Source organism: Paenibacillus sp. PvR098 (genome assembly GCF_017833255.1).
Classification (GTDB): Bacteria; Bacillota; Bacilli; order Paenibacillales; family NBRC-103111; genus Paenibacillus_G.
Genome location: NZ_JAFIBU010000001.1, coordinates 2560192 through 2585759 on the forward strand (window position 1 = coordinate 2560192; position 25568 = coordinate 2585759).

Genomic DNA, 25568 nt, shown 5'->3' on the forward strand with positions numbered 1-25568 from the left:
TCGTACTACAAATAGGGGAAAAACAGGGGCTACGACCGAGAAAATCGGAGTCAAAAAAGCAATTAAAGTCGAACTAAGAGCAGGGAGAAAAACAGGGAAAGACTGGGTATAGGGCTAAAGATAATCGGAGAAAAAATCGGAGGAAAGCCAGATTTATCAAGGGGTTTCGGGTCTTGCGACCCTTATGAAGAAGAGAAATGAGCCGAGGAAAAACAGGAGTGGATCCCTGAATTTCGCTCGGCTCGTAACATGACTTTTTAGGCTTTAGTACGACTATTTAGGCTTTGAGATGACTTTGAGTGCTTTTTACATTATCCTCCAAGCATTGATCGCTTGAAGAATATCCTTAGAATTGCAAGGTGTGACGATTAATCAACACTCAGACTTCAGAAGGAGTCTCTGAACAATAGCGGCAATTTCTGCTCTTGGAATGTAAATGTTATATCAAGATTAACAGCAACATAACACAGCATTCCCCATGCACCGAGCAAATAATGTAACCACCTAATTACAGCCTAAGCCAAGGTCACCCAAATCAGCAACCTTAACTCAGCTTCATTCCTATGCTCATGATTTACCGGTATATTCCTTAGTCGCTGTATCCAGCATGGATTTCCAATCAGTGAAATCCGTCTCTCTTGCAACATGTCGATCAAAGAGCTCATCAGGAATGTTATTGATCTCTTCATGTGTATCCGCTTGAAAGTTGCCTTTCTCTAAAAACTCTCCAAAACTCTTAAAGCTGGAATGCTTACTCATGAACGATTCATTAAACAACTTGTCTAATGAAATATGATTTGGATCTTCTTGAATCGTTTTCTGGCCTTGTAATTCCTTCAGCAGTTCGTCAAATGGCATTGGTTTTTGCTTTCTCAGAAAATCACCCCTAAAATTATTTTATCCATTCCAGCCTACCTTCTCGATAGCGAAGCCCATGTGTTTTCAAGCCACTGATCAAAGTCAGCGCCCTTTTCACCTTCGTAGGTATCATATACATCGAGTCTCATCTTTTTTAATTTCTCTTTAAATTCTTCAAAGGAATGACCTTCCGGCAAGCTTTTCTTAATTCTTACCAGGATTTTAGTAACTCCTTTAATCAATTCGCCTTTTTTCCTTGGCGGCAGCTGAATATCTTCGCCAAATTCTTTGAGCTTACGGAAAGCAGCCTCTTGAACTTTAGACACGGCATCGTTATTCATTCTATGCGTTAGTACATCGATGGTTTGTTTGTTTTTCCACTGACCTAACTCTTCCACAGCATCTAAACGTTCTCTCCAATTGGACGTTCGATTCGCAGATATTTTTAATTGTTCATAATTTGAAGGCAATTCATTATTCACTTCACTTTTATCCAAATGATCACATCCTGTTCTATTTATGATTTGTCGCCTTTATGATTACTGGAAGCACCAGCGCTATCCTGATTTTTAGTGCCCTTGCTTTTATAAGGTTTCGGTGCACTTTTTGCTCTGTTGGCACTAGCTTGCCATCGGTTCCAGCCCTTTTTGTCTGTTCCCCTGCCTGTTCCGCCTTTGCCCTTAGCTTTACTCAAATCATCACTCCATTATGATTTGTACTTAACTTCTAACTAGCAGCACACAGCACTCTACGTGCACCGTGTGCGGAAACATATCCACCGGCTGCACTTCCACCGTACGGTACCCTCCATCCTCCAACACGCGTAAGTCGCGTGCTAGCGTCGACGGATTGCACGACACGTACACCACTCGCTCCGGCTGCATCGCAACGATCGTCTCCAGCAGCGCGGCGTCGCAGCCTTTGCGCGGCGGGTCGACGACGATGACGTCGGGCGTCACGCCCTGCTGCTTCCACGCGGGGATAACCTCTTCCGCCGCGCCCACCTCAAAGACCGCATTCCGCACGCCGTTCAGCAGCGCATTGCGCCGCGCATCCTCGATCGCCTCGGGGACGATCTCGACGCCATATACCTTGCCCGCGCGCTGCGCCAGGAAAAGCGAAATCGTGCCGATGCCGCAGTACGCATCGATTACGACTTCCTCACCGCTTAGCTGCGCGTACTCCAGTGCTTTCCCGTACAGCACTTCCGTCTGTACCGGGTTGACTTGGTAGAACGAGCGGGCGGAGATGGCAAAACGTATATCTCCTATAGTATCATAAATCACATCGTTGCCCCATAGCACCTTCGTCACATCACCGAAAATCACGTTTGTCCGATCTACATTCACATTCTGACAAATACTGCGAACACCCGGGATCTCTTCGCGGATCAAGCCGACGAGCTCGTCCGCGCGGCTGATATCCTTGCCGTTCGTCACCAGGACGACCATGATCTCGCCCGTATTGAAGCCGTAGCGGGCGATAACATGCCGCAGCAGGCCTTTGCCGCTCTCCTCGTCGTAGGGACGGATGCCGAGCTGGCGGGCAATGCGTTTGACGTTGGCGACCACCGTATCATTGTTCTCGTGCTGAATGAGACAAGCCTCCATGTCGATGATGCGATGGCTTCCTTGGGCGTAGAAGCCTCCGACTAGGCCTCCCTCCATGCTGGCTAAGCCGATAGGCACCTGCGCTTTGTTGCGGTAGCGCCACGGGTCGGACATGCCGAGGGTGGGCTTGATCACCACACCCTCTTCCTGCTCCCCGCCGACCTGCAGCTTGCCGATCCGCGTCAGGTTATCGATGACCAGCTGCCGCTTCCACCGCATCTGCGCCTCGTAGCTCAAATGCTGGAGCTGGCAGCCGCCGCACTGCTTGTAGATTGGACACGGCGCGTCGATGCGGTCGGGGCTCGCCTCCAGGATCTCAAGCAGCTTGGCGTAGCCGTACTGCTTCTTAACCTTCAGCACCTTGACCCGAACCTTCTCACCCGGCAGGGCGCCATGAATAAAAAGGGTAAAGCCGTCCACACGGCCTACCCCTTCCCCGTCGTGCCCGATGCCGACCACGTCGGCGATGTATTCTCCGTTCTTTTCCACCGGCACATCTACAGGAGACTGCTCCCGTTCCAAGCGTTGTGTTCTCTTCCTTGTCATGTTCAACCTCACAGATTCGTTTCTTCTATCGTTCATGCCGTAAGCTGCTCTAACCAGCGCTGGCTTCCGCCGAGTGATTAATGTTCTTCCTCTTTATGCCCATCTGCTTCAGGCTTTTGCTTCCAAGGTAGCTTAATTTGCAGCGGGTGCGTCTTATAGGTGGACTGGCCCGTCTCGTCCACGAAGATGTGCAGGTGCTGTGTCAGATTCGTAAACACACACGGCAGTGTGCCGCCAAATTCCCCGTCGAGGTTCATCTGCACATAATCGGGTGACGTGACTTGAATTTGCCGCGTCTGCAAATAAATGACGTTCGGATCGGCGATATGCTCGCCGCGCAGCGCCAAGGAGACGACGCGGATGAACTCCGCAAGGTTGCACTTGCGCAGGATCAGCACATCGAACAAGCCATCGTTGAGCGAAGCGTCCGGCGCCAGGCGCTCAAACCCGCCGACCGAGTTGCTGTTGGAGATGAGGAACAGCATCACTTCCTCGTGCAGCTCGACCTCCGCGGTCTTGATGTACAGCTCGATCGGCCGCAGCCGCGGCAGCTTCTCGAGCCCTTTCATATAATAGGCCAGCTGGCCGATCATTGTCTTCAGTTTGCTCGGTACTTCGTAGGTCAGCTCCGTCAGGGATCCGCCGCCGGCAATATTGATGAAATATCGCTGGTTCACCTTGCCCACATCGATGACGCGCGTGTACTGGCGCAGGATAACATCCACCGCGCCATCCCAGCTGCGCGGAATGTTCAGCGCCCGGGCAAAATCGTTCGTCGTCCCCAGAGGCAATATCCCGAGCTGAGGCCGGTAGTCCTTCTCCGCCATCCCATTGATGACCTCATACAGCGTGCCGTCCCCGCCTGCCGCGATGATGATATCAAATCCCCGTTTAACCGCATCGGCGGCCGCCAGCGTAGCATCGCCTTGTCCCGTTGTCGCATGGGTGCTGGTCTCCAGTCCCCCCCGCTCCAATCGCTGAAGAATCTCTGGAAGCCGCTTCTTCATTTCCTCACGGCCGGAGGAAGGATTATAGATCAGCCTTGCCCGTTTGGTCTGTCCCGTCATTTCTCTCTCACCTGTTCACTTCAGAATCAAACCGTGTCATGATTTCCACTGCAATACCATGTATATAAGGCTCTACCTGACGCTCGATCCATCGCGAAATCCCCGGATGCGGCAGCAGCGCTTCCCCGTTGTATCTGTACTCGTATCCGCTCAAGCGTTCCGGAATGACCTCCCCGGTAAAATAGCCCGCGCTTAGAAAAAGCGGCGCTACAATCACCGTATGCTCAGGCTTGCGGTCTAGCCACCATTTCATTTTGCGTGAAATTTGGTCCGGGAGCAGCATCGCCACTTCCGCTTCATCGAAACCTCCCAGCGCCTGAAGCCGCATCGCCAGCTTCTCCATCCCTCTGCGCCAAAGCAGATGAAACCCTTTCTCGATACTCCCGTGCCCGACAAGCAGCAGAATTTCCTTTTGCGGGTCACGTGATAATGCTTTGATTTTAGCATAAATGATATCCGCAATAATCGGATCATCATCGATAGGCGATGTAAAATGGATCCGCGCGCGAATCGCGAACGGCTCCAAGTCCGTCGGCAGCAGCGGCTTGTCCTTAACCCCGAGCGCATAGCTGATCTCATCGATATGCGTACTGCCGGAGGATACGAACAGCGGAACCACGATAATGTCCGTAACGCCGAGCGACTCCAGATGCGTGATGCCGTCCTGAATGAGCCGCCCTTCCACGATTTCAAGAAAGGAAGAGTATACCGGTACGCCTTCCGGCACGCGGACAGCCTCAACCGCTTCATCGACAAGCCGAACCCAGTCCCCGCTCCGGGAACCGTGGCTTATGACTAATATCCCGTATTTTACCAAACCCTATCCCTCCTTGCCAAAAAGATACGCGCACTCCGCCGTCGCTATGCACGATTACCGATCCATACGCATCTTTCATTAACAAGAAAAATCCTGCTCGGGCCCACCGGGCGAGAAGGATTCGTGCGCTCATTCGTTCAACTTGGAGCCTATTCTCCGTACCGATAGTTTAAGCTTTTCCGCTCGTCAACCCAGATGAGTTCGAGATATTGGAGGGGTCCCCCTCGAATTAACGCCCAAGCCGCTCCAGCGTCATTTTGTAACCGTCATTGCCGTAATTGAGGCATCGCTTCACCCGGGAGATGGTCGCCGTGCTGGCTCCGGTTTCCGCTTCGATCTGATTATACGTGTTGCCTTTGCGCAGCATTCGCGCTACTTCAAGCCGTTGGGATAGTGATTGAATCTCGTTCACCGTACACAAATCGTCAAAAAACACATAGCATTCTTCTATATCCTTAAGTGTCAAAACCGCCTCGAATAGTTGGTCGATCGCTTTATCGTTTAATTTTTTCAATTGCATTGCTTTATTCAACCCCTTGATGTTCTGCTTCGATTCCTGTGGACTCTTATTTCTTGTATTCGACGTACAGGGAACGATATCCTCCCTTTAGATTAGCAAAACGTTACTATTTTTATGCGGTAGTGGACTAAACTGTCGATAGGCAAAAATCATCAGGACCATGACAGGAGTCCAATCCAACCATTCGCCTATTACATACAGTATACTAGGAAACCGACGATAGGTAAAAGTCCGGCCAGACGAATTGTGCGACATTACTATGAACAAAGAGGGTTGTGAAGCCATGAGTTACCAAAGACAAGTAATTGGAAACCGGGGTATAATCCCCCATATGCATAAGTCGCATCGCCCATCCCATCCCGTACACACGAGAAGCCTTGCGCAGGGCGCCGGTTATCCCGGCACCTATCCAGATTATACAGGTTACCCTGGGCTAGGCCAAAGCCAGTTTCCCGTTCAGTCACCTATTACCCCAGAGCCCGCCTCTGGATCAGGGGGCGGCCTCTCTACATTGTTTGGCGGGGGAGGCAGTAGTGCGGCAAGCACCGGCAGCGGTATTAACATCGGCCAGCTGAAAGGTATTGTGGACCGTCTTGGCGGCGTAGAAGGGATTGTAGATACCTTCGGCAAAATGCAAAAGATGGTGCAGAGCGTCAATCAGATGGCTCCAATGCTCAAGCTGCTGATGGGCGCCTTTGGGAAAAAGAAATCAGACGATGCCAGCGAAGGCCTCGTCTCTCCAGGCCGTAGAAGACGGCGCAAGCGCAAAGGCTCCGTACGCGGCCAAAGGCGTACCCGCAGATAGAAAAAAGACCGGATGGTTCACCGTGCATGTACACGGCCATCCGGTCTTTTTTCTATGACACTCCAACTACTATTTTAACAACAAAGGAGTGAGGTGGGTAGAATAAAAAAAGGTTAGACAGGAGGTTGGAACCCATGCGGGCAGACCGATTGCATCGAACTGCCTATTGCTTCAAAATCATGAGGCTATACAAATAAAAGCCGTCATGCACGCTGGGGGAGAAGTGCTCCCTTCCGGCATGAATAACAGCCCGTAGAATTATATAATTGCAGCTTTCACTGTAGGCGTAATGGGCTGTGAAGCGGTAGATGATAGCCCCTGGCTTACACAATTGTCGGATTGACATTCACTATAATACACCGTAACTTTACGAGTTTCCTGCGTTCCTATGATTTGTTGGCAATGCTTACAAAGAATCGTTCCGAGATGCAGTTCGTTTACACTAAAGCTTCTTTCCACGATTCAACACGCTCCTTATTCATAGATTCAGAAACAGTAGAAGCCAAATCCATAACCCGGCTCGCATAGCCCCATTCATTATCGTACCAAGCGAGCACTTTAATTTGATCTGATGCCGTCATGATCGATTGCCCGTCGATGACGGCGGACTTATCGCATCCGATGAAATCGGTGGAGACAAGCGGTTCGTCGCTGTATCCCAGAATCGGCCCCATCGGTCCTTCAGCCGCTTTGATGAAGGCCTGTTGTACCTCATGGATATCAACCGGGCGATTCACTTGTACGGTGAGATCGACGAGCGACACATCCGGTGTCGGGACCCGAACAGCAATACCGTTGACGAGCGGCGCCAAGTGCGGAAGCACATCGACAAGCGCTTTGCCAACACCCGTACTGGTGGGGATGATCGATTGCGTGCAGGCGCGAGCCCGACGTAAATCACTATGCGGATTATCCATATGCTTCTGGTCGTTCGTATATGAATGAACCGTCGTCATCCAGCCACTCTTCACCTGAAACGCTGAATCCAGCACATGCAGTACGGGAGCCACACAGTTGGTCGTGCAGGATGCGGCGGACAGCAGCGTATGTTTCTCGGCATCATACTTATCGTCGTTGACTCCCATAACAACCGTCAAGTCCATCCGTTTGCCCGGTGCGGTGATAATGACTTTGCGCGCGCCGGCGTTCAAATGCTTCGTTGCGCCCTCTTTGTCGTTGAACTTGCCTGTTGCATCTATAGCAATATCTACACCAAGATCTTTCCAAGGAATCGCTTCAGGGTCGCGTTCAGACACGATTCGTATGCGGCGTCCGTTAATGATCAGTTCGTCGCCTTCCTCACGCACATCCGCTTTCCACGTTCCATGTACAGTGTCGTATTTTAACAGATGAGCAATGGTACCGGCCGGATACGCGGAATTGATCGCTCTCAGTCCCATCCCGTCTTCACTTCGCTCAAAAGCGCGTCTGATCAATAGCCTGCCGATACGTCCCACCCCACTAACGCCTAACGTCCCTGCCATGCCATTCCCTCCAGTGCGATTTGTGGTTTTTACTTCCTGTATATAATATATACCATATAATTATATAATACACAATATATAAATTCACCATGACTATATGACACAACGAAATCCTTATAATCGCACACATTGATCAAGAAAAAGAACATACTTTTAGACCAATACTCCATCAGTATGTTTCATTAATCTCTCGTATTCCATAAGCATCCGCCCGTGTCCTAACAGGGATACAAAGCAAAAAGCCCGTCAGGAACATCCAGTGGATGCTCGCTAACGGGCAAGACTTTATAACGAGTTGATATATGAGGCTTCAATTCCTTATTGAGGGAGATGTAGTACACAACATTTCCCCCGGACTCTCCATTTGGTGTATTATACCTTGCTCTTTTCTTTGATCGTCTCCAAAGGCTTATGGTTGCCGTATTTTGGATATTCGCGGGTCGTCGGGGCGGCCCACTGCACGCCGTTGCGGATCACGCGGCGCACCTGCTCGTTGTAATAGGTCGGATACGTTTCGTGACCCGGACGGAAGTAGAAGATTTTGCCTTGGCCGCGGGAGTACGTGCAGCCGCTGCGGAATACTTCGCCGCCTTCGAACCAGCTCATCAGGATCAGCTCTTCAGGTTGCGGAATATCGAAGTGCTCGCCGTACATTTCCTCTTCCGGCAGCTCAAAATATTCTCCGATGCCTTCCACGATCGGATGTCCCGGAGAAACGACCCAAATGCGCTCTTTCTCGCCGGCCTCGCGCCACTTGAGATCGCAGGAGGTGCCCATCAGCTTTTTGAACACCTTCGAGAAATGACCCGAGTGCAGTACAATCAGCCCCATACCGTGCAGCACCCGCTGATGGACGCGATCGACAATGGCGTCTTGGACATCGTCGTGCGCTTTGTGTCCCCACCAAATGAGGACATCTGTGTGGTTCAGCCTCTCCTCGGTTAAGCCGTGCTCCGGCTCATCCAACGTCGCGAAGGAGATTTCAACATCCGTTCCCAGACCTTCGCCGATTGCTTTATGAATGCCCTCCGGATAGATGGCGCGTACTTCTTCGTTCTCTAATTCATGACGGAATTCGTTCCAAACGGTAACTTTCAGCTTTTGACTCATGGTGGTGTCCCCCCCCCAAAGCTTAGTGTGTTTCATTACTACCTAGTATAGTGATTCAATGGCTCAAAAGATATGCTCAATCTTGTTTCATCCTTATGCAAAAGTGCCATCATGCCTCGTTTCGTGCTATACTGAATGCTGATGAGGCTTAGAGATATAAGTCCACAGCTATTCAAAAATGGTTTATCCAATGTATGGAAAAAGTGAGGTGCGCATTCTGTCCTATGGAAGCTGCCGTCGAACTGAATAGGGAAACAATGAGCAGGGAAGCCATAAATATCGATGCGATTAACGAAGAGGTCATATACCAGAACCCTCTGCTGTTCTTAAAAATATGGGAGATTCACGTCGGATCCCCTTTTTTCGGCATACCCGAGACGTGGCCTTGGCATTATCATAAAGAGGTCGAGTTTCTTGCCGTGACGGAAGGGCATCTCGGCATTCAAACCAAACACGACTACTACCTCCTCGGTCCTGGAGACGTACTGCTGCTCGGCTCTTCGCAGCTGCATCGCACGCATAAGAACAGCGCTGAGGAGCTTCGTTATGTCGTATTCCAGGTCGATTTGTCCCAGCACTTCGATCAGAGCACGATGCCTTATTTACACTGCTTCTCAGAGCTGACGCAGCCGCTGGGGACGATGAATTATATCTTCCAGGAGAATGAAGCCGCCCGACGGGAGACGTTCTCCTTCATAACGGACATCTTCGATGAATCGCAGACCCGGCAGCGGGGATACGAAATGGCCATCAGCTCGGCCATCAAGCGGCTGATGCTCTTGATGATGCGCAGCGACACCCGCGGCATGCTTCGCGGCTCTGATGAAAGCGAGCTGATGCGTCTGCGGCCGGCGCTCGATTACGTTGACCGTCATCTTGGCGAGAAGATCGCCGTGGAGGATGTTTGCAGCCTGCTGAATCTGAGCTACCATTATTTCATCAAATATTTCAAGAAGGCGATGGGTCTGTCATTCGTCGATTACGTCAACTACAAGCGCGTCAAAAAGGCCGAGCGCTTGCTGCTGACCCGCGATCTCAGCATCATGGAGGTTGGCTTCGAGGTCGGCATCCCGAATATGGCACAGTTCTACAAGCTGTTCAAGCGCCATAACCACTGCTCTCCGAAGGAGTTCAAGCAGCGCATGCGCGGCGGTGCCGGCCTCGGCGGGAGCACAATGCAAGCCCAGACATAACCCAGCTGGATATAAAAAAAGATCGGTTCCCAAGGGCCGATCTTTTTTTATTGGCTAAAATATCGGGTTTTGTCTCCCAATCAGCTTCGTCACGTTTTGTATTCGGGACATTTTCTTTTCCAATCGACTACTTTTACATGACGCTCTTTTTCGATTGTTGTATACTAAATTTATCCATATGGGTTTAAGAAACGGAGTGACTTCACCATGCTATTATTCACCATAGTTAAATTCCTGCACGTGCTGGCCGGCTTTACGGCGCTGGCTATTTTTTGGGTCCCGATCGTTACTCCCAAAGGCGGTAAGGCGCACGTCCGGTTCGGCTGGATTTATGTCGGCGCAATGGGAACAGTGGCAGTGAGCGCTTCGTATATGGGGGTTTGGCGCATCGTCTTCGATCCGGAGCGGAATACGGAATCGATCTCGTTCGCCTGGTTCTTAATCTTCATCGCCATCCTCAGTGCGGCTACCGCATGGTACGGACTTCGGGTGCTTCGCTTCAAACGGAGAGCAGATGCCCACCGGCATCCGCTCGAGATTGCGCTCCCCGCCCTTTTGTTATTGTCCGGCATCGGAATCAGCGCATATGGTTTTTATTTAGGCTTTCCTCTACTTGCTTATTTTCCGATCGTCGGCATCTTCCTCGGTTCGACTCAGCTCGCCTACTGGCTGCGTCGCCCGAAGCAGCGGATGCATTGGTGGTTTGAGCATATCAGCGGTATGATGGGCTGCTGCATCGCAACCATCACCGCGTTTACCGTCTTCGGGGCGCCGCGTTTGCTGAACCTCAGCTCCGTATCTCCGATCGTGTGGTTCGTGCCGACCCTTGTACTCGTACCGGTCATTATCGCCATGAATATTCATTACCGCAAAACATTTGCAAAATAAGGTTTCAGTGATTTTAAAGACCGAAACCGATACGTTCAGATCTTCCGCTGATTGTGCCAGACTTTGAGAGGTAGCCGCCGGCAAACTCCATGGGAATCTATTCAAATAGCAGAACATAGCTCCAGGTAGCGAAAATGATTTACGTGAAAACGCAAAAATGAGGAGCCACTCCGGATCGTCGGCTGCAAAAGCACGCACGTTTTTTGCGGGGGGATCGCAATGTTTTTGCGGTTACAAAAAAAACCTAGTATTCTATACTAGAACTATTCATAACCTTGGGATTTTCAGTCATTCCCATGTTGTCCGAGAGGAGCTTCACACAAGTCAATGATATCCAATCACGATGGACTCGTTTTTTCTTCGATGGAGGATGAAGCAAATCGTCTTCAGGAAATGAAGGATTTGCAAATTGTAGATACCGATTTCGAGGAAGCCTTTGATCGTATTACTTATACCGTGAGCAAAATATTTCATGTGCCCACATGTTTAATATCATTCGTGACCGATGATCGCCAATGGTTTAAATCATGCATTGGTTTGCCTGAAGACTTGGAACCATCACGCTCAACGGAAAGAAAATTATCTTTTTGCCAATACGTTGTGGCCACTAAAAACATCGTCGTGGTTAACGATGCACGTACTCATCCATGGTTCTCCAAAAACCCGCTCGTTGAAGAGTATAACCTGCTTTTTTATGCAGGCGCTCCGATCGTTACCAAGCAAGGAAATATACTAGGGTCCCTTTGCATTATTGATAGTAACCCGCGGGAATTCAGCTTCGAGCAGCAGGTGATTCTCAATAACCTGAGCAATTGGGTTGCGGCAGAGCTTGAACTTCGCAAGAAAAACCTTGCCGATGGCATATCGAGCCGCAGTGAAAAGATTATAAGTATAGCTTCCGCAAAAAAAGCCGCCTCACTTTCAAACACAGTAGCCAGCAGAATGGCCATGTCAGGAGAAGAGGCTGAACTCTTTGAAAGAGCCACGGAAGAAATATGCACCAATCTGTGGTTGTACTATAAAAAACCATTTGTTGTCTATTGGAATATTCATGAAAATCAACTCGTGTTTGTCATTCATTATGATTTTCCTGATATATTCATCCAAGAAACATTGCATGAAATACAAGGCATGGATACGATGAAAAAAGTGATGGATGAAATTATCACGACCGATACCACTAAAAAATACGAAATCAGGTTTCGAAAGAAAATCCGAAATGTAAATGCAGCTTTTCAAGCCTAATAACACAAAAAAAAAGAGGCAGGCTAACTCTCTACAGGTAGAGAATGTTAGCCTGCCTCTTTTTTTTGTGTTCAGACCCCTGACGTTGATTACATGATTAGCCGCAGCCAATAGGTACCCGGGTTCACCTCACGATGAGTGGGACGAAGAATAAAAGGAAAGGTTCCCTCATCCGGAAAAATAGTTTGCGAGTTTCACTTCAGTTTGTCCAGGGTAAGAAGAAGCAAGCAAGACAAACCTACAAAGGGAGCGTGAAGAAGATGTTAAGCTTAATCATCACGATTGTTATGGCCATAATTATTGGAGCAATTGGTTCGGCCATTGCACCAGGAGCGATGCCAGGAGGAATTATCGGGGCAATGATCGCCGGATTTGTCGGGGCTTGGATCGGTACTCTACTGCTCGGTTCTTGGGGTCCTGTCATCGGCGGGTTTGCCATCTTACCTGCCATCATAGGTGCAGCGTTGTTCGTCTTCCTGCTTGGACTGTTAGCTCGAGGCTTCAATCGCACTGCTTAAAGCGAACTTAGGCCGCCTCCGAGCGGCCACTTATATTTCATTTGATCAGAGGAGTGAGAAATCATGACAACTGTAAATACGAATAGGGAAATGAATACGGACACGGGAAGCAGCAACAATGTTCTGCTTGGAACGGTGATTGGTGCCGCTGCTGGCGCTATCATCGCCTTGATCATGGCCCCGAAGTCCGGACGCGAGCTGCGAAGTGACCTTATGGATGTGATGAACACGGTGCAAACCAAAGGCGCTGAGTTCATGGCAACCTGCAAGGACAAAGCGGCCGAAACCGCAAAGCGGGTTCAAGAACAGAGCTCTCAGTTGGTTGACAAAGCCCATGATGTGACCGAACGCGTAGCGGAAGCGTCACATCAAGCTTTGGACCGTGCTTCCAGCTCCTCTCAAGAGATTCTCGGCGAAGCGGCGTCCAAAGCGCATAAGGCGTTGGACAAGGCGTCGGGCGCGTCTCACCAAACGCTGGATCAAGCGGATCAAACCGTTAAAACCTCTACCAACACAAACCATTAATAAAGAGAAGCTTAAGGCCGACTCCCTCGTGGAAGTCGGCCTTTTATTTTGTGCTTGCGTATAGAGATTGCTTTGTACATTTCCTTATTACTGTTGTTGGATCGTAACGGCTCTGGAGCCTCGTACGATCCTTCTTCAGATACGTGCAGGAAGAGCAACCGAACCGGCAGAACGTAATCCAAAAGAAAAACCGGGGAGATTATCCCCGGCTCATGAGCTCCTTCCAGTCTTCCTCCTACATTCGTTCGCGCAAGAATCCCGCTACCGGAATATTCTCACAGTCCGCTTTGACGAATTCATCGTTCTCCAAATGATAACCGTCCTCTTTCTTTTCCGCCAAAAGCTTGCAAAACAGCTCCGCTCCTTTTATTGCGGTTTCTATATCTGAAAACGTTTCCAGTACATTTCCGAATCCCAGTGGATTGTTCGTTGCTTGAATCGACAGTTGATATGTTTTATCCTCTGCCTCGCGAACCAATACTTCACTTCCGTTACATTTGATTTTATGCTTCACTGTCATGACATCCACCGCCTTTTGATTTAGGTTAATTGTTGTTTTGCTTAGTTGTTATTACCCCCTACAGGTGGGAATGAACCATCGACGAACGAGAACGATGTCCACGATATACTTTCCTATGTACGTAAATCTTTAGCCGCACGCTGTGTCGTTAAAGTCACTGAAGGACCGGTGCGGCACGCTTTACGGTTTAGAGGCCGCTAGCTGCCACTCGTACGCACTTCAAGCCTCCCATGCCGGTCAGCTTGCACAAACAAAAGAACGCGTCCCTGTTAGATGGGCGCGTTCATGCATTCTGCCTTCCGCTGTCAGTCTCTTCAAAGTAGTTCTTTAATTTATCCAGTGCGCGCTTTTGGATGCGGGAGACGCTCATCTGCGAGACGCCCAGCTGCGTCGCGATGGTGCGCTGCGATTGGCCTTCCACATAAGCGAGCTGCAGCACCTTTTGCTCCTCCGGCTTCAGACGCACAAGCGCTTCTTGCAGAGCGAGCCGAGTTTCCACTCGCGCGTAGGCGTCGCTCGGGCTGCCGATGACATCTCCGATCGTGGAGCCGCTATCATCACTCGATAAAGGAGTATCCAGCGATACGTAGTGATAGTAATCGCGGCCAGCGAGAATTTCAATTGTCTCCTCCACCGACAACTCCATCTCCGAAGCGATTTCGTCCACGTTAGGCGAACGCTCAAGTCGAACGGTAAGCCTGTCGATCACCTGCTGGATTTGATTTCCTTTTTCCTTAATACGCCTAGGCACTTGAACGTACCACGATTTATCGCGCAAATAATTTTTCATATGCCCGATCACGCTCTTCATCATATAAGCCTCAAATTGAACGCCCATTGATAAGTCAAACTGCTTCAGCAGCTTAAGCACGGACATTTGCCCCACTTGGAACAGGTCTTCAAACAGATCGGGGCGATTGCGTGACATTTTGCCTGCTGCCATCTTGACCATAGGCTCGTACTCCTGAAGCAGGACCGTTGCCGTCTCGTTACATCCGGTTTGTTGATAGATTATGATGAGCTCCTCAGCGCTCGTGTTTGCAAATCGCTCCGAATTCATTCTCATACCATTTCCTCGCTCCTGGAGACTCGCTTGGTCAGTATGACCTCGGTGCCGACGCCGGTAATCACTTCTACCTCGTCCATTAGCGCCTGCATTAAATAAATGCCAAGTCCGCCCACGTTGATTTCATTCAGCGTTTTTTCATGCAGCGACCCGGCTCGACTTACTTTTTCATTAAAGTCGAAGCTTGGACCATGATCCTTGATAATTATCCGCAGTCCGTCCTCAATGCGTTCAAAACTCACCTCCATCTGTCCAGAGATACCCGGATCGTAAGCATGCACTACTGCATTATTGCAAGCTTCCGCTACCGCCACCTTCATATCCTCAATTTCTTCGTAGCTAAATCCAAGCTTGGAGCTAATCCCGTAAAGCGTCAAGCGCACCAAATCTATGTATTCAGCCTCAGCAGGAAGTGTCAAAGAAACAACATGGGCTTCAAGTTTCATACGTCGCTCCTATCCTTTCAAATCGTTTATGGTCTTGCCCGTTGATGCCTCGCCCGCTTCATCCGCATGCAGGAACGGAGTGATCCCCGTTAAATCGAATAATCTTTGAATTTTCGGCGGAATGTCGTCTACCGTGAAAGGCGCTTCAAGGACGTTACGCGCTTTTAATACCGATACAATCACACCAATACCGGTACTGTCAATATATTGCAGCTGTTTTAGGTTCAACACCAGCCTTCGATTGGTATCCGCGATAAAAGAGTCCAGCGCAGTGCGCAGCTCAGCCACCTTGGATAGGTCAAGCTCCCCTTGTAAATAAACGGTGTTCGCTTTCTCAGTTTTTTGTATATCTACCTGAAACGATTGCGGCCTATTCATCTATGAAAATCCTCCCTCGGCTGTAGCTTGTCATCGTCACCAATTCCAAGCGGCAACCTGTTTATCTGAATGTACTTACCCTCGATCCAACCCTTTGAAACAGCTTGTTGACCCATTTCAAAAAGAAAAACTCCTGATATAGGAGTTGTCCCGCTCAATAATGAGTTAAAAGCTAGCCCTCCTGGGGCGACAGCTTCTTCTTTCGGTTTCGGAATGAGTTCCATAAATCGAGCACAACAGGCAGTGCCTGCATGATTCGAACGACAGCATCGCTGCCCCGCGGGTTATCTTTGGCCACCTTCATATCAATCTGATCGGCTACGGTAGCTGAAGCCTGCTTCAAGGAAGACGTCACCTCCTGAACAGCATCGCCAATATTCTTCACGGAGTAAACAACCGGGTCGATCGAATGCAGCTTATTGCGCACATCCATCGTCACCTCGTTCGTATGACGCAGCAGCTCGGCAGCTTCAGTGCTGATGCCCTGGATTTGCCCTTGAATCTCTTGAATCGTTGTATTCGTCTGGACCAGCAGCTCCGACACGGAGCGAAGCGTCATAATAATAAAAATAACCAAAGCAACAAAAGCCCCAGCAGCAACCGCTACACTAATTGTAATAATCATGTTATCCATATGGCATTCATCCCTCTCTCATTCATATTTAATGGTTGATTGTACTTTTTTACCCTTTCACTGCCTGCTTGAAACGTTGCGCGCCTTAAGGATCTGCTTGTTTCAAATCACGGGCCTAAGGTTAAGGATAGACAGGCAGGCACGGGCAACCGGGTTTTGCCGTTCCGGAGGCAGTTCGAACGAAAAAACCAGGCTGTCCGTACGAAACCGAATATACGAATCCAGGAGGTATGATCTATGGCTAAGGTAATGGAAAGAGAAGCAAAGGAAACGAAACAAGAAAAAAAAGGCAAGGACCTGCAGGCTCTGATCAATCAACAGGTTGCCAACTGGGCGGTTCTTGATATAAAGATTCACCAACATCATTGGTTCGTGAAAGGACCGAATTTTTATCCGCTCCACGCCAAATTCGAGGAGCTATATAATGAAGCTGCGCTAACAATGGATGAGCTCGCTGAGAGGCTGCTTGCCTTAGGAGGCACCCCTGTATCCACGACCAAGGAGATTACGGAACTGGCGTCCGTGAAAGAGCACGCTCCGCTCAAATCGGCGGATGACATGGTACAAAGCCTGTGTGACGATTTCTCGCTGCTGATCGAGGAAACCGGTCAAGCCATGGAAGTCGCGGAGAAGGAAGAAGACGAAGGTACCCACGATATGCTGAACGAACTCCGTACTAAGCTGCAGAAGCACGTATGGATGATGAAGGCGCATTTAGGTAAATAAAATAATGAGTGCTTCTAATGCAACTTGAAGATAGACCGTACTTCGGCGACCTGCGCTGGAGTACGGTTTTTTTGTGACCTCTTCTCCGGAAAATGTCATAAGGAAACAAAACTTGGTGAATACTATCCTCTGCTGGAATGATACCCAATGGAATCCATTCGAGGAGGATAAATCAATATGAAAAAAAAATGGATATCTCTTTGCTTTATCGGCATTTTGACTACCATGCTGACTCTCGCAGGATGCGGACAAAATCCGGCACCCGCCAATGATGGCGGCACGACGGGGAACGCCCCTGCTGCCGGCGGCGGTACGCAAGCAGGCGGAAATGTCAATATCGGCATGGTCACGGATGTAGGAGGTGTGAACGACAATTCTTTTAACCAGAGCGCGTGGACAGGGCTGCAGAAGCTGGAGAAGGATACCGGCGCCAAGGTCAAATATTTACAAAGCAAAAGCGACGCCGATTTTATTCCGAACCTGAATCAGATGGTCAAGAACAACTATAGCCTGACATGGGGAATCGGGGCCATCATCGGAGATGCCATGAAAACCGTAGCAGTACAAAATCCGAACGCTCACCTGGCCATCATTGACAATACTGTGGACGCCCCGAATGTTATATCCGTGACGTTCTCAGAGAATGAGGGCTCCTACTTGGTCGGCGTAGTGGCCGGGCTGATGACCAAAACGAACAAGGTCGGTTTTGTCGGCGGTATGGAGCTTCCTGTAATCAAGCGCTTCGAAGCAGGTTTCAAAGCGGGTGTAGGGGCCGTGAATCCGAGCGCCAAGGTGACGATTAACTATACTGGCGTGTTCGACAAGCCAGATCTGGGTAAAGCGGCTGCAGCCACCATCTATAATGACGGAGCGGATATCATCTTCCATGCCTCGGGCGCAACCGGCAATGGTGTGTTCAACGAGGCCAAGGACCGGGTAAAAAACGGCCAGAAGGTATGGGTCATCGGCGTAGACCAGGACCAGTCCATTGTATTCGGAGATGACGTTACGTTAACCTCCATGGTCAAACGTGTCGATCAGGCCGTATATCAAGTATCCAACGATCTGATCGGCGGCACATTTGAAGGCGGCAAAACAATCGTACTCGGGCTCAAGGATGATGGCGTCGGCCTGCCGGAAACGTCGAGCAAGAACGTGCCGGAGGATGTGCTGAAGAGGGTGGACGAGTACAAGCAAAAAATCGTGAGCGGGGAAATCAAGGTACCGGAAACATGAGCAATCCCATCAAAGTGGAGATGCGTGGTATCACCAAACGTTTTCCTGGCATTGTAGCTAACGATGACATCAGCCTTACGCTGCGTCAAGGGGAGATTCTCGCACTGCTTGGAGAGAACGGAGCCGGAAAATCAACGCTGATGAACATTTTGTTCGGGCTCTATCAGCCCGATGAGGGCAATATTGCTGTAAACGGGGAGCGCGTGACCATCGCTAATCCTAAGACGGCGATCCGCCTCGGTCTGGGTATGGTACACCAGCACTTCAAGCTCGTACAGCCTTTTACCGTAACGGAAAACATTATCCTCGGCCTTGAACCGAGGCAGCGTCTCAGGATCCACTATCGTGAGGCAGAACAGGAGGTTGCGAGGCTATCAGAGCGATACGGCTTTCGCGTCGATCCCCGGGCACGTGTTCAGGATATCTCCGTCGGCATGCAGCAGCGTGTGGAAATTGTGAAGACGCTGTACCGCGGAGCCGACATCTTGATCTTCGACGAGCCGACGGCCGTACTGACGCCGCAGGAGATCCAAGAGCTGATGGACATCATGCGCAGGCTTGTGGCGGAGAACAAATCGATCATTCTCATTACGCATAAGCTGAAGGAGATTATGACGATCGCAGACCGCGTGACGGTCATACGTCGAGGCAAAGTCATGGATACGCTCACCGTGAAGGAGACCAATCCGGACGAGTTAGCCGCCAAAATGGTCGGCCGTCAGGTTTCTTTCCGGCCGGATAAGAAGCCTTCGGCTCCGGGTGCCCCGGTGCTCTCCGTGCAGAATGTGACGGCGACAGGCTCGAACGGTCTGCCTGTGCTCAGCGGACTTTCCCTGGAGGTTCGCACCGGTGAAATTCTCGGACTCGCCGGTGTGGACGGTAACGGACAAAGCGAGCTGATCGAGGCGCTATCTGGGCTTCGCACCGTGGACAGCGGCCGAATTCTGCTCCATGGCAGCAATATCGCGAATAAATCCCCCCGGCAGATTTCGGAAAGCGGCGTTGCGCATATCCCGGAAGATCGTCACAAACGGGGGCTGGTGCTTGATTTCTCCATGAGTGAAAATATGGTTCTGAAGACGTACTACACCTCCGCCTATAATCGCGGAGGCTTTCTCGACTACGGGGCGATCGATAAACAAGCGCAGCGCTTAATTGCAGAGTTCGACGTACGAACGCCGGACACGCATACGCCGGCTCGAGCGCTGTCGGGAGGCAATCAGCAAAAGGCTATCATTGCCCGGGAGGTGGATCAGGACCCGGAGCTGCTGATTGCAGCTCAGCCTACGCGCGGGCTGGATGTCGGGGCGATCGAATTCATCCACAAGCGGCTGCTGGAGCAGCGTGATCAAGGCAAAGCCGTGCTGCTTATTTCACTGGAGCTGGATGAAATTCTCGCCTTATCCGACCGCATCGCAGTCATCTATGAAGGCCGCATCGTCGGCGAGGTTGATCCTGAAGAGACATCCGACAGGGAGCTCGGTCTCATGATGTCCGGCTCCGGCAGATCAGCCGTCGGAGCGGCGTCCTCCCCATCTTCCGGAGGTGAAGATGGTGGCTAATGTCATCCGTATCATGACCAAAGATTCAGCTCTTGTCCCCCTTGTTGCGATTGTCCTCGGACTGCTCGTCGGCGCATTGATTATGCTCACCGGGGGCTACAATCCTATCACTGCTTACACTTCACTAGTCGAAAAAGTCATAGGCGACCCATACAGCATCGGTGAAACCGTCCGCGAAATTACGCCGCTTATTTTCACAGGATTGTCTGTGGCCTTTGCTTTTCGTACCGGTCTGTTCAACATTGGCGGTGAAGGTCAATTCATCATGGGGATGACAGGCGCGACCTTGGTAGGTGTTAAGCTGGACCTGCCTTTCTGGCTGCATGCGCCGCTCGCCATCCTCGCGGGAGCTGTGCTTGGAGGACTATGGGGAGGGATAGCGGGATATTTGAAAGCGAAGCGCGGGGTTAACGAAGTGATCACCACGATTATGCTGAACTGGATCGCTCTGTATCTCGCCAACTATATCATAAGCCGGTATTTACTGCAGCCCGGTCAACAGCGCTCTCATCTGATCCGGGAATCGGCAATGGTCAGCCTGCGCGCCTTGAGCGAAATATTCGGCAATGCCCGGCTTCATTGGGGCATCCTGATCGTTATTCTGGCCGCCGTGGCATTCTATATCATTCTGTGGAAGACCCGTCAAGGCTACGAGCTGCGCGCCGTCGGCCACAGTCCTTATGCCGCGGAATACGCCGGCATGAGCGTGAATGCGAACATCGTCAAAGCGATGTTCATCGGCGGTATGTTCGCAGGGCTTGCCGGCGTTTTCGAAATTCTCGGCGTCTTCCACTATCAAGTGATAGCAGCTGCTTCCCCGGGCTACGGCTTCGACGGCATTGCGGTGGCGCTGCTCGGCGGTAACCATCCGCTCGGCGTCGTTCTGGCAGCCGCGTTATTCGGGACGCTGACATACGGCTCAGCGGGAATGAGTTTCGGTGCCGATGTGCCGCCGGAAATTGTTCGCGTCATTATCGGAACGGTTATCTTCTTCGTTGCTTCACACGGCTTGATCCGCTCCGTGCTTAAGCCGCTGAGAGACAAACGCAAAACCGGGGAGGTGACCTGACCGGCATGGATTTCTTACGTATTCTCGGCGAATTGATGCATACGACACTCGTTTTTTCGACAGCACTGATCTTCACAGCCATGGGCGGTATATTTTCCGAACGGTCCGGAGTCGTCAACATCGGGTTGGAAGGGCTTATGGTCTCGGGGGCTTTCGCTTCAGCAGTGACAGCCTACTATACCGAACAAGCCGGTTTCTACAGCTTGGCGCCTTGGCTTGGCCTGCTCGGCGCGCTGGTCTTTGGCTTGCTGGTCTCTGTCATCCATGCTGTGGCGTCCATCACCTTCAAAGCCAATCAAGTCGTCAGCGGCGTGGTGATTAACTTTCTCGCAGCCGGTTTTACGGTGTACCTTGTAAAAATGTTGTTCGCGGGCTCCGGCCAAACAGAAACCTTGAACGCCGTATTTCACAAGGTGGCCGTCCCTCTGCTTTCGGCGATCCCGCTGCTGGGCTATGCCGTGTTCTACGCTTACCCAACCACATACCTTGCCCTCGTGCTGGTTGTCATCATATGGTACGTGTTGTTCAAGACTCCGTTCGGGCTTCGGCTTCGCGCGGTCGGCGAGCACCCGGGCGCGGCAGACACGCTCGGCGTGAACGTCTCGAGGATTCGCTACATCTGCGTGCTGCTCAGCGGGGCGCTGGCCGGACTCGGAGGAGCGACGATCACACTGACGACGACCAGCAGCTTCTCGCACAATACCATATCCGGCCAAGGCTTCATTGCTCTGGCGGCTATGATTTTCGGCAAATGGCATCCCTTCGGCGCCTTGGCTGCAGCCCTCTTCTTCGGCTTCGCCCAAGCGATCAAAAACTTTGTCCAGCTGTTCGATTGGGCCAAATCCATTCCGATGGAATTTCTCTATATGCTGCCCTACATATTGACCATTCTCGTGCTCGCAGGCGCTGTAGGGCGCGCTTACCCGCCGGCTGCCCTCGGCGAGCCTTACGATCCCGGCAAACGCTGAAGCCTGCCAGAGCTCTCTAATATCAGCAAGATACAGACAACCAGATTACAGTACGAGCGGACTTCCTCCCTAGCCTGCCGATGCCACAGGAGATACGGCGGGCTTTTCTTGAACTGACGGCTGTGAGCTGGCCTTCGATTCGAACGTCCGCGGCAATTAAACGAAAAAGGCGCCGCGCTGCCGGGAAACCCGAACTTAACACCGCACCTTTTTATACTTCTCAACTGTTTTGCTCCAACTGCTTGACCAGCACGATCCGGTCAGAACCCTCTCCTTCGGCTGGCACCAAGGTTACCTCGTCTACCAACGCTTGCATCAGATACAGCCCGAGCGGGGCGCTTTCAAGTGCATTTAAGCTGTCCGCATCACCTTCTGCAGGCCCCTTCCAATCCGTCTGTTCTCCGAAGCTCACAGCTAATCCCTCCGAATCGATATGAACGACGAGCTCTTGGGGGCGAATAGTAAACACGAGCTGCAGACAAGCAGCTCCGATGGCGTTATGGCCATGCTGCACCAGGATATGGTTGCACGCTTCCGTAACCGCCACCTTCAAATCCTCAATCGATTCATAGGTAAATCCCATCCTTACCGCAACTCCATAAAGCGTTAGCCGAACCGTATCCAATTCATCGGGATGCAGGGGTACCCTCAGTATGACTTCCTTCTCTAACAGTCCTGCACTCCCCTTCATACGGCTTCACTCTCTATAGTCAGAAATTTGGATAGACCGGTCATATCGAACAGCCTTTTGATTTTGGCGGGTACGTCCTGTATGATGAGCGCCCCTCCTTTCTCTTTCCTGATTTTCAATACCGCAACAAAAATTCCGATGCCCGTGCTGTCAATGTAGCTTAATTCCCGTAAATTCACCTTAAGCGGCACGCTGTGGTTTGCTGCCAAGGGTTCCACCGCCATACGAAATTCGTTCACCGTTCCAAGGTCGAGCTCACCCGATAGAAAAAGGACATTCGCTTCAGTACTGGCCAGCACCTCAACTTGAAATTTTTTGGCATCCATCCTCAACGTATCCACTCCTCTGGTCGTATATAGAACTCATCTAAAAATAGAATACCAGATTCCCAACCATATTTCACGGACATTCATGAGGTTGATTCATCTGGTTTTGGGACGGGTAATGGAAGGTAAGGATGACGGCGCCGAAACTACTCTGATTCCTAAAGGAGTGATAAGGTATGGATCAAATGAAAAACGTTGATGTCGAAAAGAGAAGTGTGGAGAAAAAGATGGATTCCGGGATGGTCGCTTCCACTTTCATTAAGTATGCAGCCTACATCCTCATCTTTTTCGGATTCCTTTACTTCCTGGTCCGGTTCGTATTTCCGATGTTCTGATGAACGAGATAACTACACCCAGAAACAAACGTACATGGCCAAAGCCTGTACGTTTTTTTATGATCAAATACCTCTGTAAAAAATAAAAACTTAAAGGCCTGAGCGGGCCTTCAAGTCCAATTCGATCATATGCTCATCGCGTGGAAATAGTGTACGGATGTCAGTTCCCCCGTTCCTGGTTGAATGAACAGCTTCAATACATTATTGCCGCTGCGGTATACCAAGCCATCCTCTGCTACCCAATCAGGCTGGCCCAACGCCTCTCTCAGCTGATCCGTTTGCATCGGGAGCGTCTTGCCGTCCAGCTCGAATGTGCCGGTTTCGGGCAAAATTACAACGTATTGAATAAATTGTTCGTAGAGACCGACTTTACAGTCTTCATAAACAAGAATTCTCTCATGTTTAAACAAGGGATCTTGTTCAATGGACAGCGGCTTTCCTTTGATTTCATAAAGCGTATTCAGATCATCTGTAACCGCAATTCCATTAGCTCTCTCGAGCTTGAACGGAGCCTGCACTGCAGCCTTCGCCAACGGTTTCTCCGCAATCGCCGTTTCCACCTGTGCCAAGTTGGTGGTGGGCTTGTCCGATGTTGACGGCATGTACGATACCGTTCCCCACGAAGCTCCGTAGATGCCAAGTAACAACGTGCCAGTCATAAACCATCTTTTCATTGCGCTCACCTGCTTATAGAATAAGATTCGGCTGAGGTTTCCGAAGGCTGTCGGCTCGGTAACGTTCAGGCCGTCTTAATAATACTTGGTCAACAACGATTGGTCATCCACAGCAATGACGATTCTACCTTGTGTCATTTCCTGCTCGTAATACTGTATTGCGGTTGGAGACAAACCCAAGGACTGTAGTTTCTCCCGAAGCGCAGCACCTTCACATTTATAGCACGGTGTCACCGTGTGGGCCATCGATTCCCCGACAAAGCCGATACGACTGGCATATTGGGGCCTAAACAGCTGATCCGTATTCACATTTTCATGTGCCAGAATTTGAATTTGATCTACTTGGCGGCCCGCAGATTGAAAATCACGAACCGCCTGCTTCACTTCCTGTTCGCCATTGGCAACAACGATGGAATGAAACATTCGGGAAACGCCTCCTTTAATAACACGATTGGGTGACTTTATTTGGCATGCTCCCATTGGAGCTGGACTTGAGGAATATAAATTTTGGGCATTCTCTGGTTCTTATTCCTCACCGTCTCGGCATCGCCGACTACAGCGACCAACCCATGAGACGGAATTTCTACAGATACTCCGTCCTCCAGGACGGCGTCTTCCCCAATAATGGCGTTACGTAGATATACATTGCTGCCTATCCTTGCACCGGGCATCACGACACAATTCTGAAGCACGCTTCCGTGCCCTACATATACGTTATGGGCTACAACGGACTGTTCTACATGTCCCAAAATCCTGCAACTGCTTGCGATAATGGACTGTCTGATGCGAGCTGCCGATTGCACATAGGCTTGTCCTATGGTCGCCGCTTTGGATGTGTACATCGGCCACTTCGCTTCGGTACAGCTAAACTTAGGCTTCTCGCCGATGAGATCCATATGCGATTCCCACAGGCTTTCTATCGTACCTACATCACGCCAATATCCTTCGAATAAATAGGTTTGAAGCTTAGCACCCGTCCTCAGCATAGACGGAATGACATCCTTTCCGAAATCTCGGCTCGATTGCGGATCAAGAGCATCCGCTTCAAGCACCTGCTTTAAATAGGATCGGCGGAAAATATAGATGCCCATGGAAGCTAATCTGCTCTTAGGCTGCTTCGGCTTCTCAGAGAATTCCAGGACACGTCCCCTTTCGTCCGTTCGCATAATGCCGAAGCGATGGGCTTCTTCCCATGGAACAGGTGTTACGGCTATTGTCGCATCTGCTTGTGTCTGTACATGACGTTCCAAAAGCTTGCGGTAATCCATACGATAGATGTGATCTCCCGACAAAATCAGCACATGCTCGGGATCATGACGCTCGAGAAAAGCTTGATTTTTGTACACTGCATCAGCGGTTCCTTCATATACTCCGTTCTCGGGAGGAAGCATAGAGATTCCGTCCGCATCTTCCGACCACGCTGTCCCCTCTCCGATATGCTCTTCTAAAGAGGCAGCCTGATATTGAGTTACTACCCCTACCGTGCGAATCCCTGAATTTTTGCAGTTGCTTAATCCGAAATCAATAATCCGGTAGGCTCCGCCAAAGCGCACCGCAGGTTTGGCCTTTGAACGGGTCAATACGCCCAGTCGGCGTCCTTCTCCGCCAGCAAGCAGCATGGCTACACAAGCTTTAAAACTCATAAATTCATCTGCCCCTTTCACCTGGAGATTGGTTATCGTCATAATCATTTGGATAGTTATGATTAACCGAATATCCTTGATTTGAAACAGAATCTGCCATATTTCGAG

At 50.5% G+C, this 25568-nt stretch carries 32 protein-coding genes; 12 read left to right on the top strand and 20 right to left on the bottom strand.

Features of this window, described 5'->3' with window-relative positions; all coding sequences use genetic code 11:
* Nucleotides 1-567: 567 nt before the first annotated feature.
* From JOE45_RS12670 to JOE45_RS12700, 7 genes are all read right to left on the bottom strand, one after another.
* The gene (locus JOE45_RS12670) at nucleotides 568-858 is read right to left on the bottom strand and encodes a hypothetical protein (RefSeq protein WP_210019861.1); all 291 of its coding nucleotides are present in this window, start codon (nucleotides 856-858) and stop codon (nucleotides 568-570) included.
* A gap of 53 nt (nucleotides 859-911) precedes the next feature.
* On the bottom strand, nucleotides 912-1355 hold the full coding sequence (locus JOE45_RS12675) for a HEAT repeat domain-containing protein (protein WP_210019860.1): 444 nt from the start codon (nucleotides 1353-1355) through the stop codon (nucleotides 912-914).
* A gap of 20 nt (nucleotides 1356-1375) precedes the next feature.
* On the bottom strand, nucleotides 1376-1552 hold the full coding sequence (locus JOE45_RS12680) for a DUF3934 family protein (RefSeq protein ID WP_210019859.1): 177 nt from the start codon (nucleotides 1550-1552) through the stop codon (nucleotides 1376-1378).
* Nucleotides 1553-1577: 25 nt separating this feature from the next.
* Nucleotides 1578-3014, bottom strand: a complete 1437-nt coding sequence (gene rlmD, locus JOE45_RS12685) for a 23S rRNA (uracil(1939)-C(5))-methyltransferase RlmD (RefSeq protein WP_210019858.1) — start codon at nucleotides 3012-3014, stop codon at nucleotides 1578-1580.
* Between the two features lie 77 nt (nucleotides 3015-3091).
* Nucleotides 3092-4081 (bottom strand): diacylglycerol kinase, encoded by a 990-nt coding sequence (locus JOE45_RS12690; RefSeq protein ID WP_210019857.1) that lies wholly within the window; start codon nucleotides 4079-4081, stop codon nucleotides 3092-3094.
* Nucleotides 4082-4088: 7 nt separating this feature from the next.
* Nucleotides 4089-4898, bottom strand: coding sequence for a sirohydrochlorin chelatase (locus JOE45_RS12695; RefSeq protein ID WP_210019856.1), 810 nt, complete (start codon nucleotides 4896-4898; stop codon nucleotides 4089-4091).
* A gap of 229 nt (nucleotides 4899-5127) precedes the next feature.
* Nucleotides 5128-5418, bottom strand: a complete 291-nt coding sequence (locus JOE45_RS12700) for a YerC/YecD family TrpR-related protein (protein ID WP_028549983.1) — start codon at nucleotides 5416-5418, stop codon at nucleotides 5128-5130.
* A 283-nt stretch (nucleotides 5419-5701) separates the two neighbouring features.
* On the opposite strand from JOE45_RS12700, the gene JOE45_RS12705 reads away from it, so the two are divergent.
* Nucleotides 5702-6223, top strand: coding sequence for a hypothetical protein (locus JOE45_RS12705; protein WP_210019855.1), 522 nt, complete (start codon nucleotides 5702-5704; stop codon nucleotides 6221-6223).
* A 258-nt stretch (nucleotides 6224-6481) separates the two neighbouring features.
* On the opposite strand, the gene JOE45_RS12710 is transcribed toward JOE45_RS12705, so the two are convergent.
* The 3 genes from JOE45_RS12710 to JOE45_RS12720 all read right to left on the bottom strand — a co-directional run bounded on the left by JOE45_RS12710 (nucleotide 6482) and on the right by JOE45_RS12720 (nucleotide 8817).
* Nucleotides 6482-6682: a GapA-binding peptide SR1P gene (locus JOE45_RS12710; protein WP_348632530.1), complete on the bottom strand. Its 201-nt coding sequence runs from the start codon at nucleotides 6680-6682 to the stop codon at nucleotides 6482-6484.
* The gene (gap, locus tag JOE45_RS12715) at nucleotides 6661-7707 is read right to left on the bottom strand and encodes a type I glyceraldehyde-3-phosphate dehydrogenase (protein ID WP_210019854.1); all 1047 of its coding nucleotides are present in this window, start codon (nucleotides 7705-7707) and stop codon (nucleotides 6661-6663) included. The genes JOE45_RS12710 and gap overlap by 22 nt, the downstream gene beginning before the upstream one ends.
* Nucleotides 7708-8079: 372 nt before the next feature.
* The gene (locus JOE45_RS12720) at nucleotides 8080-8817 is read right to left on the bottom strand and encodes a ThuA domain-containing protein (protein ID WP_210019853.1); all 738 of its coding nucleotides are present in this window, start codon (nucleotides 8815-8817) and stop codon (nucleotides 8080-8082) included.
* Between the two features lie 224 nt (nucleotides 8818-9041).
* Here JOE45_RS12720 and JOE45_RS12725 point away from each other — a divergent pair, with 224 nt between their 5' ends.
* The 5 genes from JOE45_RS12725 to JOE45_RS12745 all read left to right on the top strand — a co-directional run bounded on the left by JOE45_RS12725 (nucleotide 9042) and on the right by JOE45_RS12745 (nucleotide 13186).
* Entirely contained in the window at nucleotides 9042-10010 is a 969-nt protein-coding gene (locus JOE45_RS12725; RefSeq protein ID WP_461480192.1) for a helix-turn-helix domain-containing protein, read from the top strand.
* A gap of 207 nt (nucleotides 10011-10217) precedes the next feature.
* Complete coding sequence (locus JOE45_RS12730) at nucleotides 10218-10898, top strand: DUF2306 domain-containing protein (RefSeq protein WP_210019852.1); 681 nt, start codon at nucleotides 10218-10220, stop codon at nucleotides 10896-10898.
* Nucleotides 10899-11261: 363 nt separating this feature from the next.
* Nucleotides 11262-12143, top strand: a complete 882-nt coding sequence (locus tag JOE45_RS12735; RefSeq protein WP_210019851.1) for a GAF domain-containing protein — start codon at nucleotides 11262-11264, stop codon at nucleotides 12141-12143.
* Nucleotides 12144-12403: 260 nt separating this feature from the next.
* Nucleotides 12404-12661, top strand: coding sequence for a GlsB/YeaQ/YmgE family stress response membrane protein (locus tag JOE45_RS12740; protein WP_210019850.1), 258 nt, complete (start codon nucleotides 12404-12406; stop codon nucleotides 12659-12661).
* 63 nt (nucleotides 12662-12724) lie between these two features.
* Entirely contained in the window at nucleotides 12725-13186 is a 462-nt protein-coding gene (locus JOE45_RS12745; protein WP_210019849.1) for a YtxH domain-containing protein, read from the top strand.
* A gap of 235 nt (nucleotides 13187-13421) precedes the next feature.
* On the opposite strand, the gene JOE45_RS12750 is transcribed toward JOE45_RS12745, so the two are convergent.
* The 5 genes from JOE45_RS12750 to JOE45_RS12770 all read right to left on the bottom strand — a co-directional run bounded on the left by JOE45_RS12750 (nucleotide 13422) and on the right by JOE45_RS12770 (nucleotide 16230).
* Nucleotides 13422-13706: a hypothetical protein gene (locus JOE45_RS12750; RefSeq protein ID WP_210019848.1), complete on the bottom strand. Its 285-nt coding sequence runs from the start codon at nucleotides 13704-13706 to the stop codon at nucleotides 13422-13424.
* A gap of 283 nt (nucleotides 13707-13989) precedes the next feature.
* Nucleotides 13990-14772, bottom strand: a complete 783-nt coding sequence (locus JOE45_RS12755; RefSeq protein ID WP_210019847.1) for a sigma-70 family RNA polymerase sigma factor — start codon at nucleotides 14770-14772, stop codon at nucleotides 13990-13992.
* Nucleotides 14769-15218 carry an anti-sigma B factor RsbW gene (gene rsbW, locus JOE45_RS12760; RefSeq protein WP_210019846.1) on the bottom strand — a complete coding sequence of 150 codons (450 nt, stop codon included), beginning with the start codon at nucleotides 15216-15218 and terminating at the stop codon, nucleotides 14769-14771. The genes JOE45_RS12755 and rsbW overlap by 4 nt, the downstream gene beginning before the upstream one ends.
* A gap of 9 nt (nucleotides 15219-15227) precedes the next feature.
* A complete protein-coding gene (locus tag JOE45_RS12765; RefSeq protein WP_210019845.1) occupies nucleotides 15228-15596 on the bottom strand; it encodes an STAS domain-containing protein in 369 nt (122 codons plus the stop codon).
* 172 nt (nucleotides 15597-15768) lie between these two features.
* The gene (locus JOE45_RS12770) at nucleotides 15769-16230 is read right to left on the bottom strand and encodes a DUF948 domain-containing protein (RefSeq protein WP_210019844.1); all 462 of its coding nucleotides are present in this window, start codon (nucleotides 16228-16230) and stop codon (nucleotides 15769-15771) included.
* Nucleotides 16231-16467: 237 nt separating this feature from the next.
* Here JOE45_RS12770 and JOE45_RS12775 point away from each other — a divergent pair, with 237 nt between their 5' ends.
* The 5 genes from JOE45_RS12775 (at nucleotide 16468) to JOE45_RS12795 (ending at nucleotide 21791) form a co-directional block, all read left to right on the top strand.
* A complete protein-coding gene (locus JOE45_RS12775; RefSeq protein ID WP_461479697.1) occupies nucleotides 16468-16956 on the top strand; it encodes a Dps family protein in 489 nt (162 codons plus the stop codon).
* Between the two features lie 177 nt (nucleotides 16957-17133).
* Nucleotides 17134-18192: a BMP family lipoprotein gene (locus JOE45_RS12780; protein ID WP_210019843.1), complete on the top strand. Its 1059-nt coding sequence runs from the start codon at nucleotides 17134-17136 to the stop codon at nucleotides 18190-18192.
* Entirely contained in the window at nucleotides 18189-19754 is a 1566-nt protein-coding gene (locus tag JOE45_RS12785; RefSeq protein ID WP_210019842.1) for an ABC transporter ATP-binding protein, read from the top strand. Before JOE45_RS12780 ends, JOE45_RS12785 begins: the two co-directional genes overlap by 4 nt.
* On the top strand, nucleotides 19747-20823 hold the full coding sequence (locus JOE45_RS12790; RefSeq protein WP_348632531.1) for an ABC transporter permease: 1077 nt from the start codon (nucleotides 19747-19749) through the stop codon (nucleotides 20821-20823). Before JOE45_RS12785 ends, JOE45_RS12790 begins: the two co-directional genes overlap by 8 nt.
* Nucleotides 20824-20828: 5 nt before the next feature.
* Nucleotides 20829-21791, top strand: a complete 963-nt coding sequence (locus JOE45_RS12795) for an ABC transporter permease (RefSeq protein WP_210019841.1) — start codon at nucleotides 20829-20831, stop codon at nucleotides 21789-21791.
* 220 nt (nucleotides 21792-22011) lie between these two features.
* On the opposite strand, the gene JOE45_RS12800 is transcribed toward JOE45_RS12795, so the two are convergent.
* Together JOE45_RS12800 and JOE45_RS12805 are read right to left on the bottom strand one after the other, a co-directional pair.
* The gene (locus tag JOE45_RS12800) at nucleotides 22012-22482 is read right to left on the bottom strand and encodes an ATP-binding protein (protein ID WP_210019840.1); all 471 of its coding nucleotides are present in this window, start codon (nucleotides 22480-22482) and stop codon (nucleotides 22012-22014) included.
* The gene (locus tag JOE45_RS12805) at nucleotides 22479-22808 is read right to left on the bottom strand and encodes an STAS domain-containing protein (RefSeq protein WP_210019839.1); all 330 of its coding nucleotides are present in this window, start codon (nucleotides 22806-22808) and stop codon (nucleotides 22479-22481) included. Before JOE45_RS12805 ends, JOE45_RS12800 begins: the two co-directional genes overlap by 4 nt.
* A gap of 176 nt (nucleotides 22809-22984) precedes the next feature.
* Between JOE45_RS12805 and JOE45_RS12810 the strand changes: the two genes are divergently transcribed.
* Nucleotides 22985-23143 (top strand): hypothetical protein, encoded by a 159-nt coding sequence (locus JOE45_RS12810; protein WP_210019838.1) that lies wholly within the window; start codon nucleotides 22985-22987, stop codon nucleotides 23141-23143.
* Nucleotides 23144-23268: 125 nt separating this feature from the next.
* Here the strand turns inward: JOE45_RS12810 and JOE45_RS12815 are convergent, their stop codons facing one another.
* The 3 genes from JOE45_RS12815 to JOE45_RS12825 all read right to left on the bottom strand — a co-directional run bounded on the left by JOE45_RS12815 (nucleotide 23269) and on the right by JOE45_RS12825 (nucleotide 25460).
* On the bottom strand, nucleotides 23269-23817 hold the full coding sequence (locus JOE45_RS12815) for a hypothetical protein (RefSeq protein WP_245246926.1): 549 nt from the start codon (nucleotides 23815-23817) through the stop codon (nucleotides 23269-23271).
* Between the two features lie 75 nt (nucleotides 23818-23892).
* A complete protein-coding gene (locus JOE45_RS12820) occupies nucleotides 23893-24240 on the bottom strand; it encodes a YflT domain-containing protein (protein WP_210019836.1) in 348 nt (115 codons plus the stop codon).
* A 38-nt stretch (nucleotides 24241-24278) separates the two neighbouring features.
* The gene (locus JOE45_RS12825) at nucleotides 24279-25460 is read right to left on the bottom strand and encodes a glucose-1-phosphate adenylyltransferase (RefSeq protein ID WP_245246928.1); all 1182 of its coding nucleotides are present in this window, start codon (nucleotides 25458-25460) and stop codon (nucleotides 24279-24281) included.
* Nucleotides 25461-25568 lie beyond the last annotated feature (108 nt).

Coding starts and splice junctions, on each gene's coding strand:
- JOE45_RS12670 (WP_210019861.1), bottom strand. CDS start 858: ATGCCATTTGACGAACTGCTGAAGGAATTACAAGGCCAGAAAACGATT.
- rlmD (WP_210019858.1), bottom strand. CDS start 3,014: ATGACAAGGAAGAGAACACAACGCTTGGAACGGGAGCAGTCTCCTGTA.
- JOE45_RS12690 (WP_210019857.1), bottom strand. CDS start 4,081: ATGACGGGACAGACCAAACGGGCAAGGCTGATCTATAATCCTTCCTCC.
- JOE45_RS12700 (WP_028549983.1), bottom strand. CDS start 5,418: ATGCAATTGAAAAAATTAAACGATAAAGCGATCGACCAACTATTCGAG.
- JOE45_RS12705 (WP_210019855.1), top strand. CDS start 5,702: ATGAGTTACCAAAGACAAGTAATTGGAAACCGGGGTATAATCCCCCAT.
- gap (WP_210019854.1), bottom strand. CDS start 7,707: ATGGCAGGGACGTTAGGCGTTAGTGGGGTGGGACGTATCGGCAGGCTA.
- JOE45_RS12720 (WP_210019853.1), bottom strand. CDS start 8,817: ATGAGTCAAAAGCTGAAAGTTACCGTTTGGAACGAATTCCGTCATGAA.
- JOE45_RS12725 (WP_461480192.1), top strand. CDS start 9,042: ATGGAAGCTGCCGTCGAACTGAATAGGGAAACAATGAGCAGGGAAGCC.
- JOE45_RS12730 (WP_210019852.1), top strand. CDS start 10,218: ATGCTATTATTCACCATAGTTAAATTCCTGCACGTGCTGGCCGGCTTT.
- JOE45_RS12735 (WP_210019851.1), top strand. CDS start 11,262: ATGGAGGATGAAGCAAATCGTCTTCAGGAAATGAAGGATTTGCAAATT.
- JOE45_RS12740 (WP_210019850.1), top strand. CDS start 12,404: ATGTTAAGCTTAATCATCACGATTGTTATGGCCATAATTATTGGAGCA.
- JOE45_RS12745 (WP_210019849.1), top strand. CDS start 12,725: ATGACAACTGTAAATACGAATAGGGAAATGAATACGGACACGGGAAGC.
- JOE45_RS12750 (WP_210019848.1), bottom strand. CDS start 13,706: ATGACAGTGAAGCATAAAATCAAATGTAACGGAAGTGAAGTATTGGTT.
- JOE45_RS12755 (WP_210019847.1), bottom strand. CDS start 14,772: ATGAGAATGAATTCGGAGCGATTTGCAAACACGAGCGCTGAGGAGCTC.
- rsbW (WP_210019846.1), bottom strand. CDS start 15,218: ATGAAACTTGAAGCCCATGTTGTTTCTTTGACACTTCCTGCTGAGGCT.
- JOE45_RS12765 (WP_210019845.1), bottom strand. CDS start 15,596: ATGAATAGGCCGCAATCGTTTCAGGTAGATATACAAAAAACTGAGAAA.
- JOE45_RS12770 (WP_210019844.1), bottom strand. CDS start 16,230: ATGGATAACATGATTATTACAATTAGTGTAGCGGTTGCTGCTGGGGCT.
- JOE45_RS12775 (WP_461479697.1), top strand. CDS start 16,468: ATGGCTAAGGTAATGGAAAGAGAAGCAAAGGAAACGAAACAAGAAAAA.
- JOE45_RS12780 (WP_210019843.1), top strand. CDS start 17,134: ATGAAAAAAAAATGGATATCTCTTTGCTTTATCGGCATTTTGACTACC.
- JOE45_RS12785 (WP_210019842.1), top strand. CDS start 18,189: ATGAGCAATCCCATCAAAGTGGAGATGCGTGGTATCACCAAACGTTTT.
- JOE45_RS12795 (WP_210019841.1), top strand. CDS start 20,829: ATGGATTTCTTACGTATTCTCGGCGAATTGATGCATACGACACTCGTT.
- JOE45_RS12800 (WP_210019840.1), bottom strand. CDS start 22,482: ATGAAGGGGAGTGCAGGACTGTTAGAGAAGGAAGTCATACTGAGGGTA.
- JOE45_RS12805 (WP_210019839.1), bottom strand. CDS start 22,808: ATGGATGCCAAAAAATTTCAAGTTGAGGTGCTGGCCAGTACTGAAGCG.
- JOE45_RS12810 (WP_210019838.1), top strand. CDS start 22,985: ATGGATCAAATGAAAAACGTTGATGTCGAAAAGAGAAGTGTGGAGAAA.
- JOE45_RS12815 (WP_245246926.1), bottom strand. CDS start 23,817: ATGAAAAGATGGTTTATGACTGGCACGTTGTTACTTGGCATCTACGGA.
- JOE45_RS12820 (WP_210019836.1), bottom strand. CDS start 24,240: ATGTTTCATTCCATCGTTGTTGCCAATGGCGAACAGGAAGTGAAGCAG.
- JOE45_RS12825 (WP_245246928.1), bottom strand. CDS start 25,460: ATGAGTTTTAAAGCTTGTGTAGCCATGCTGCTTGCTGGCGGAGAAGGA.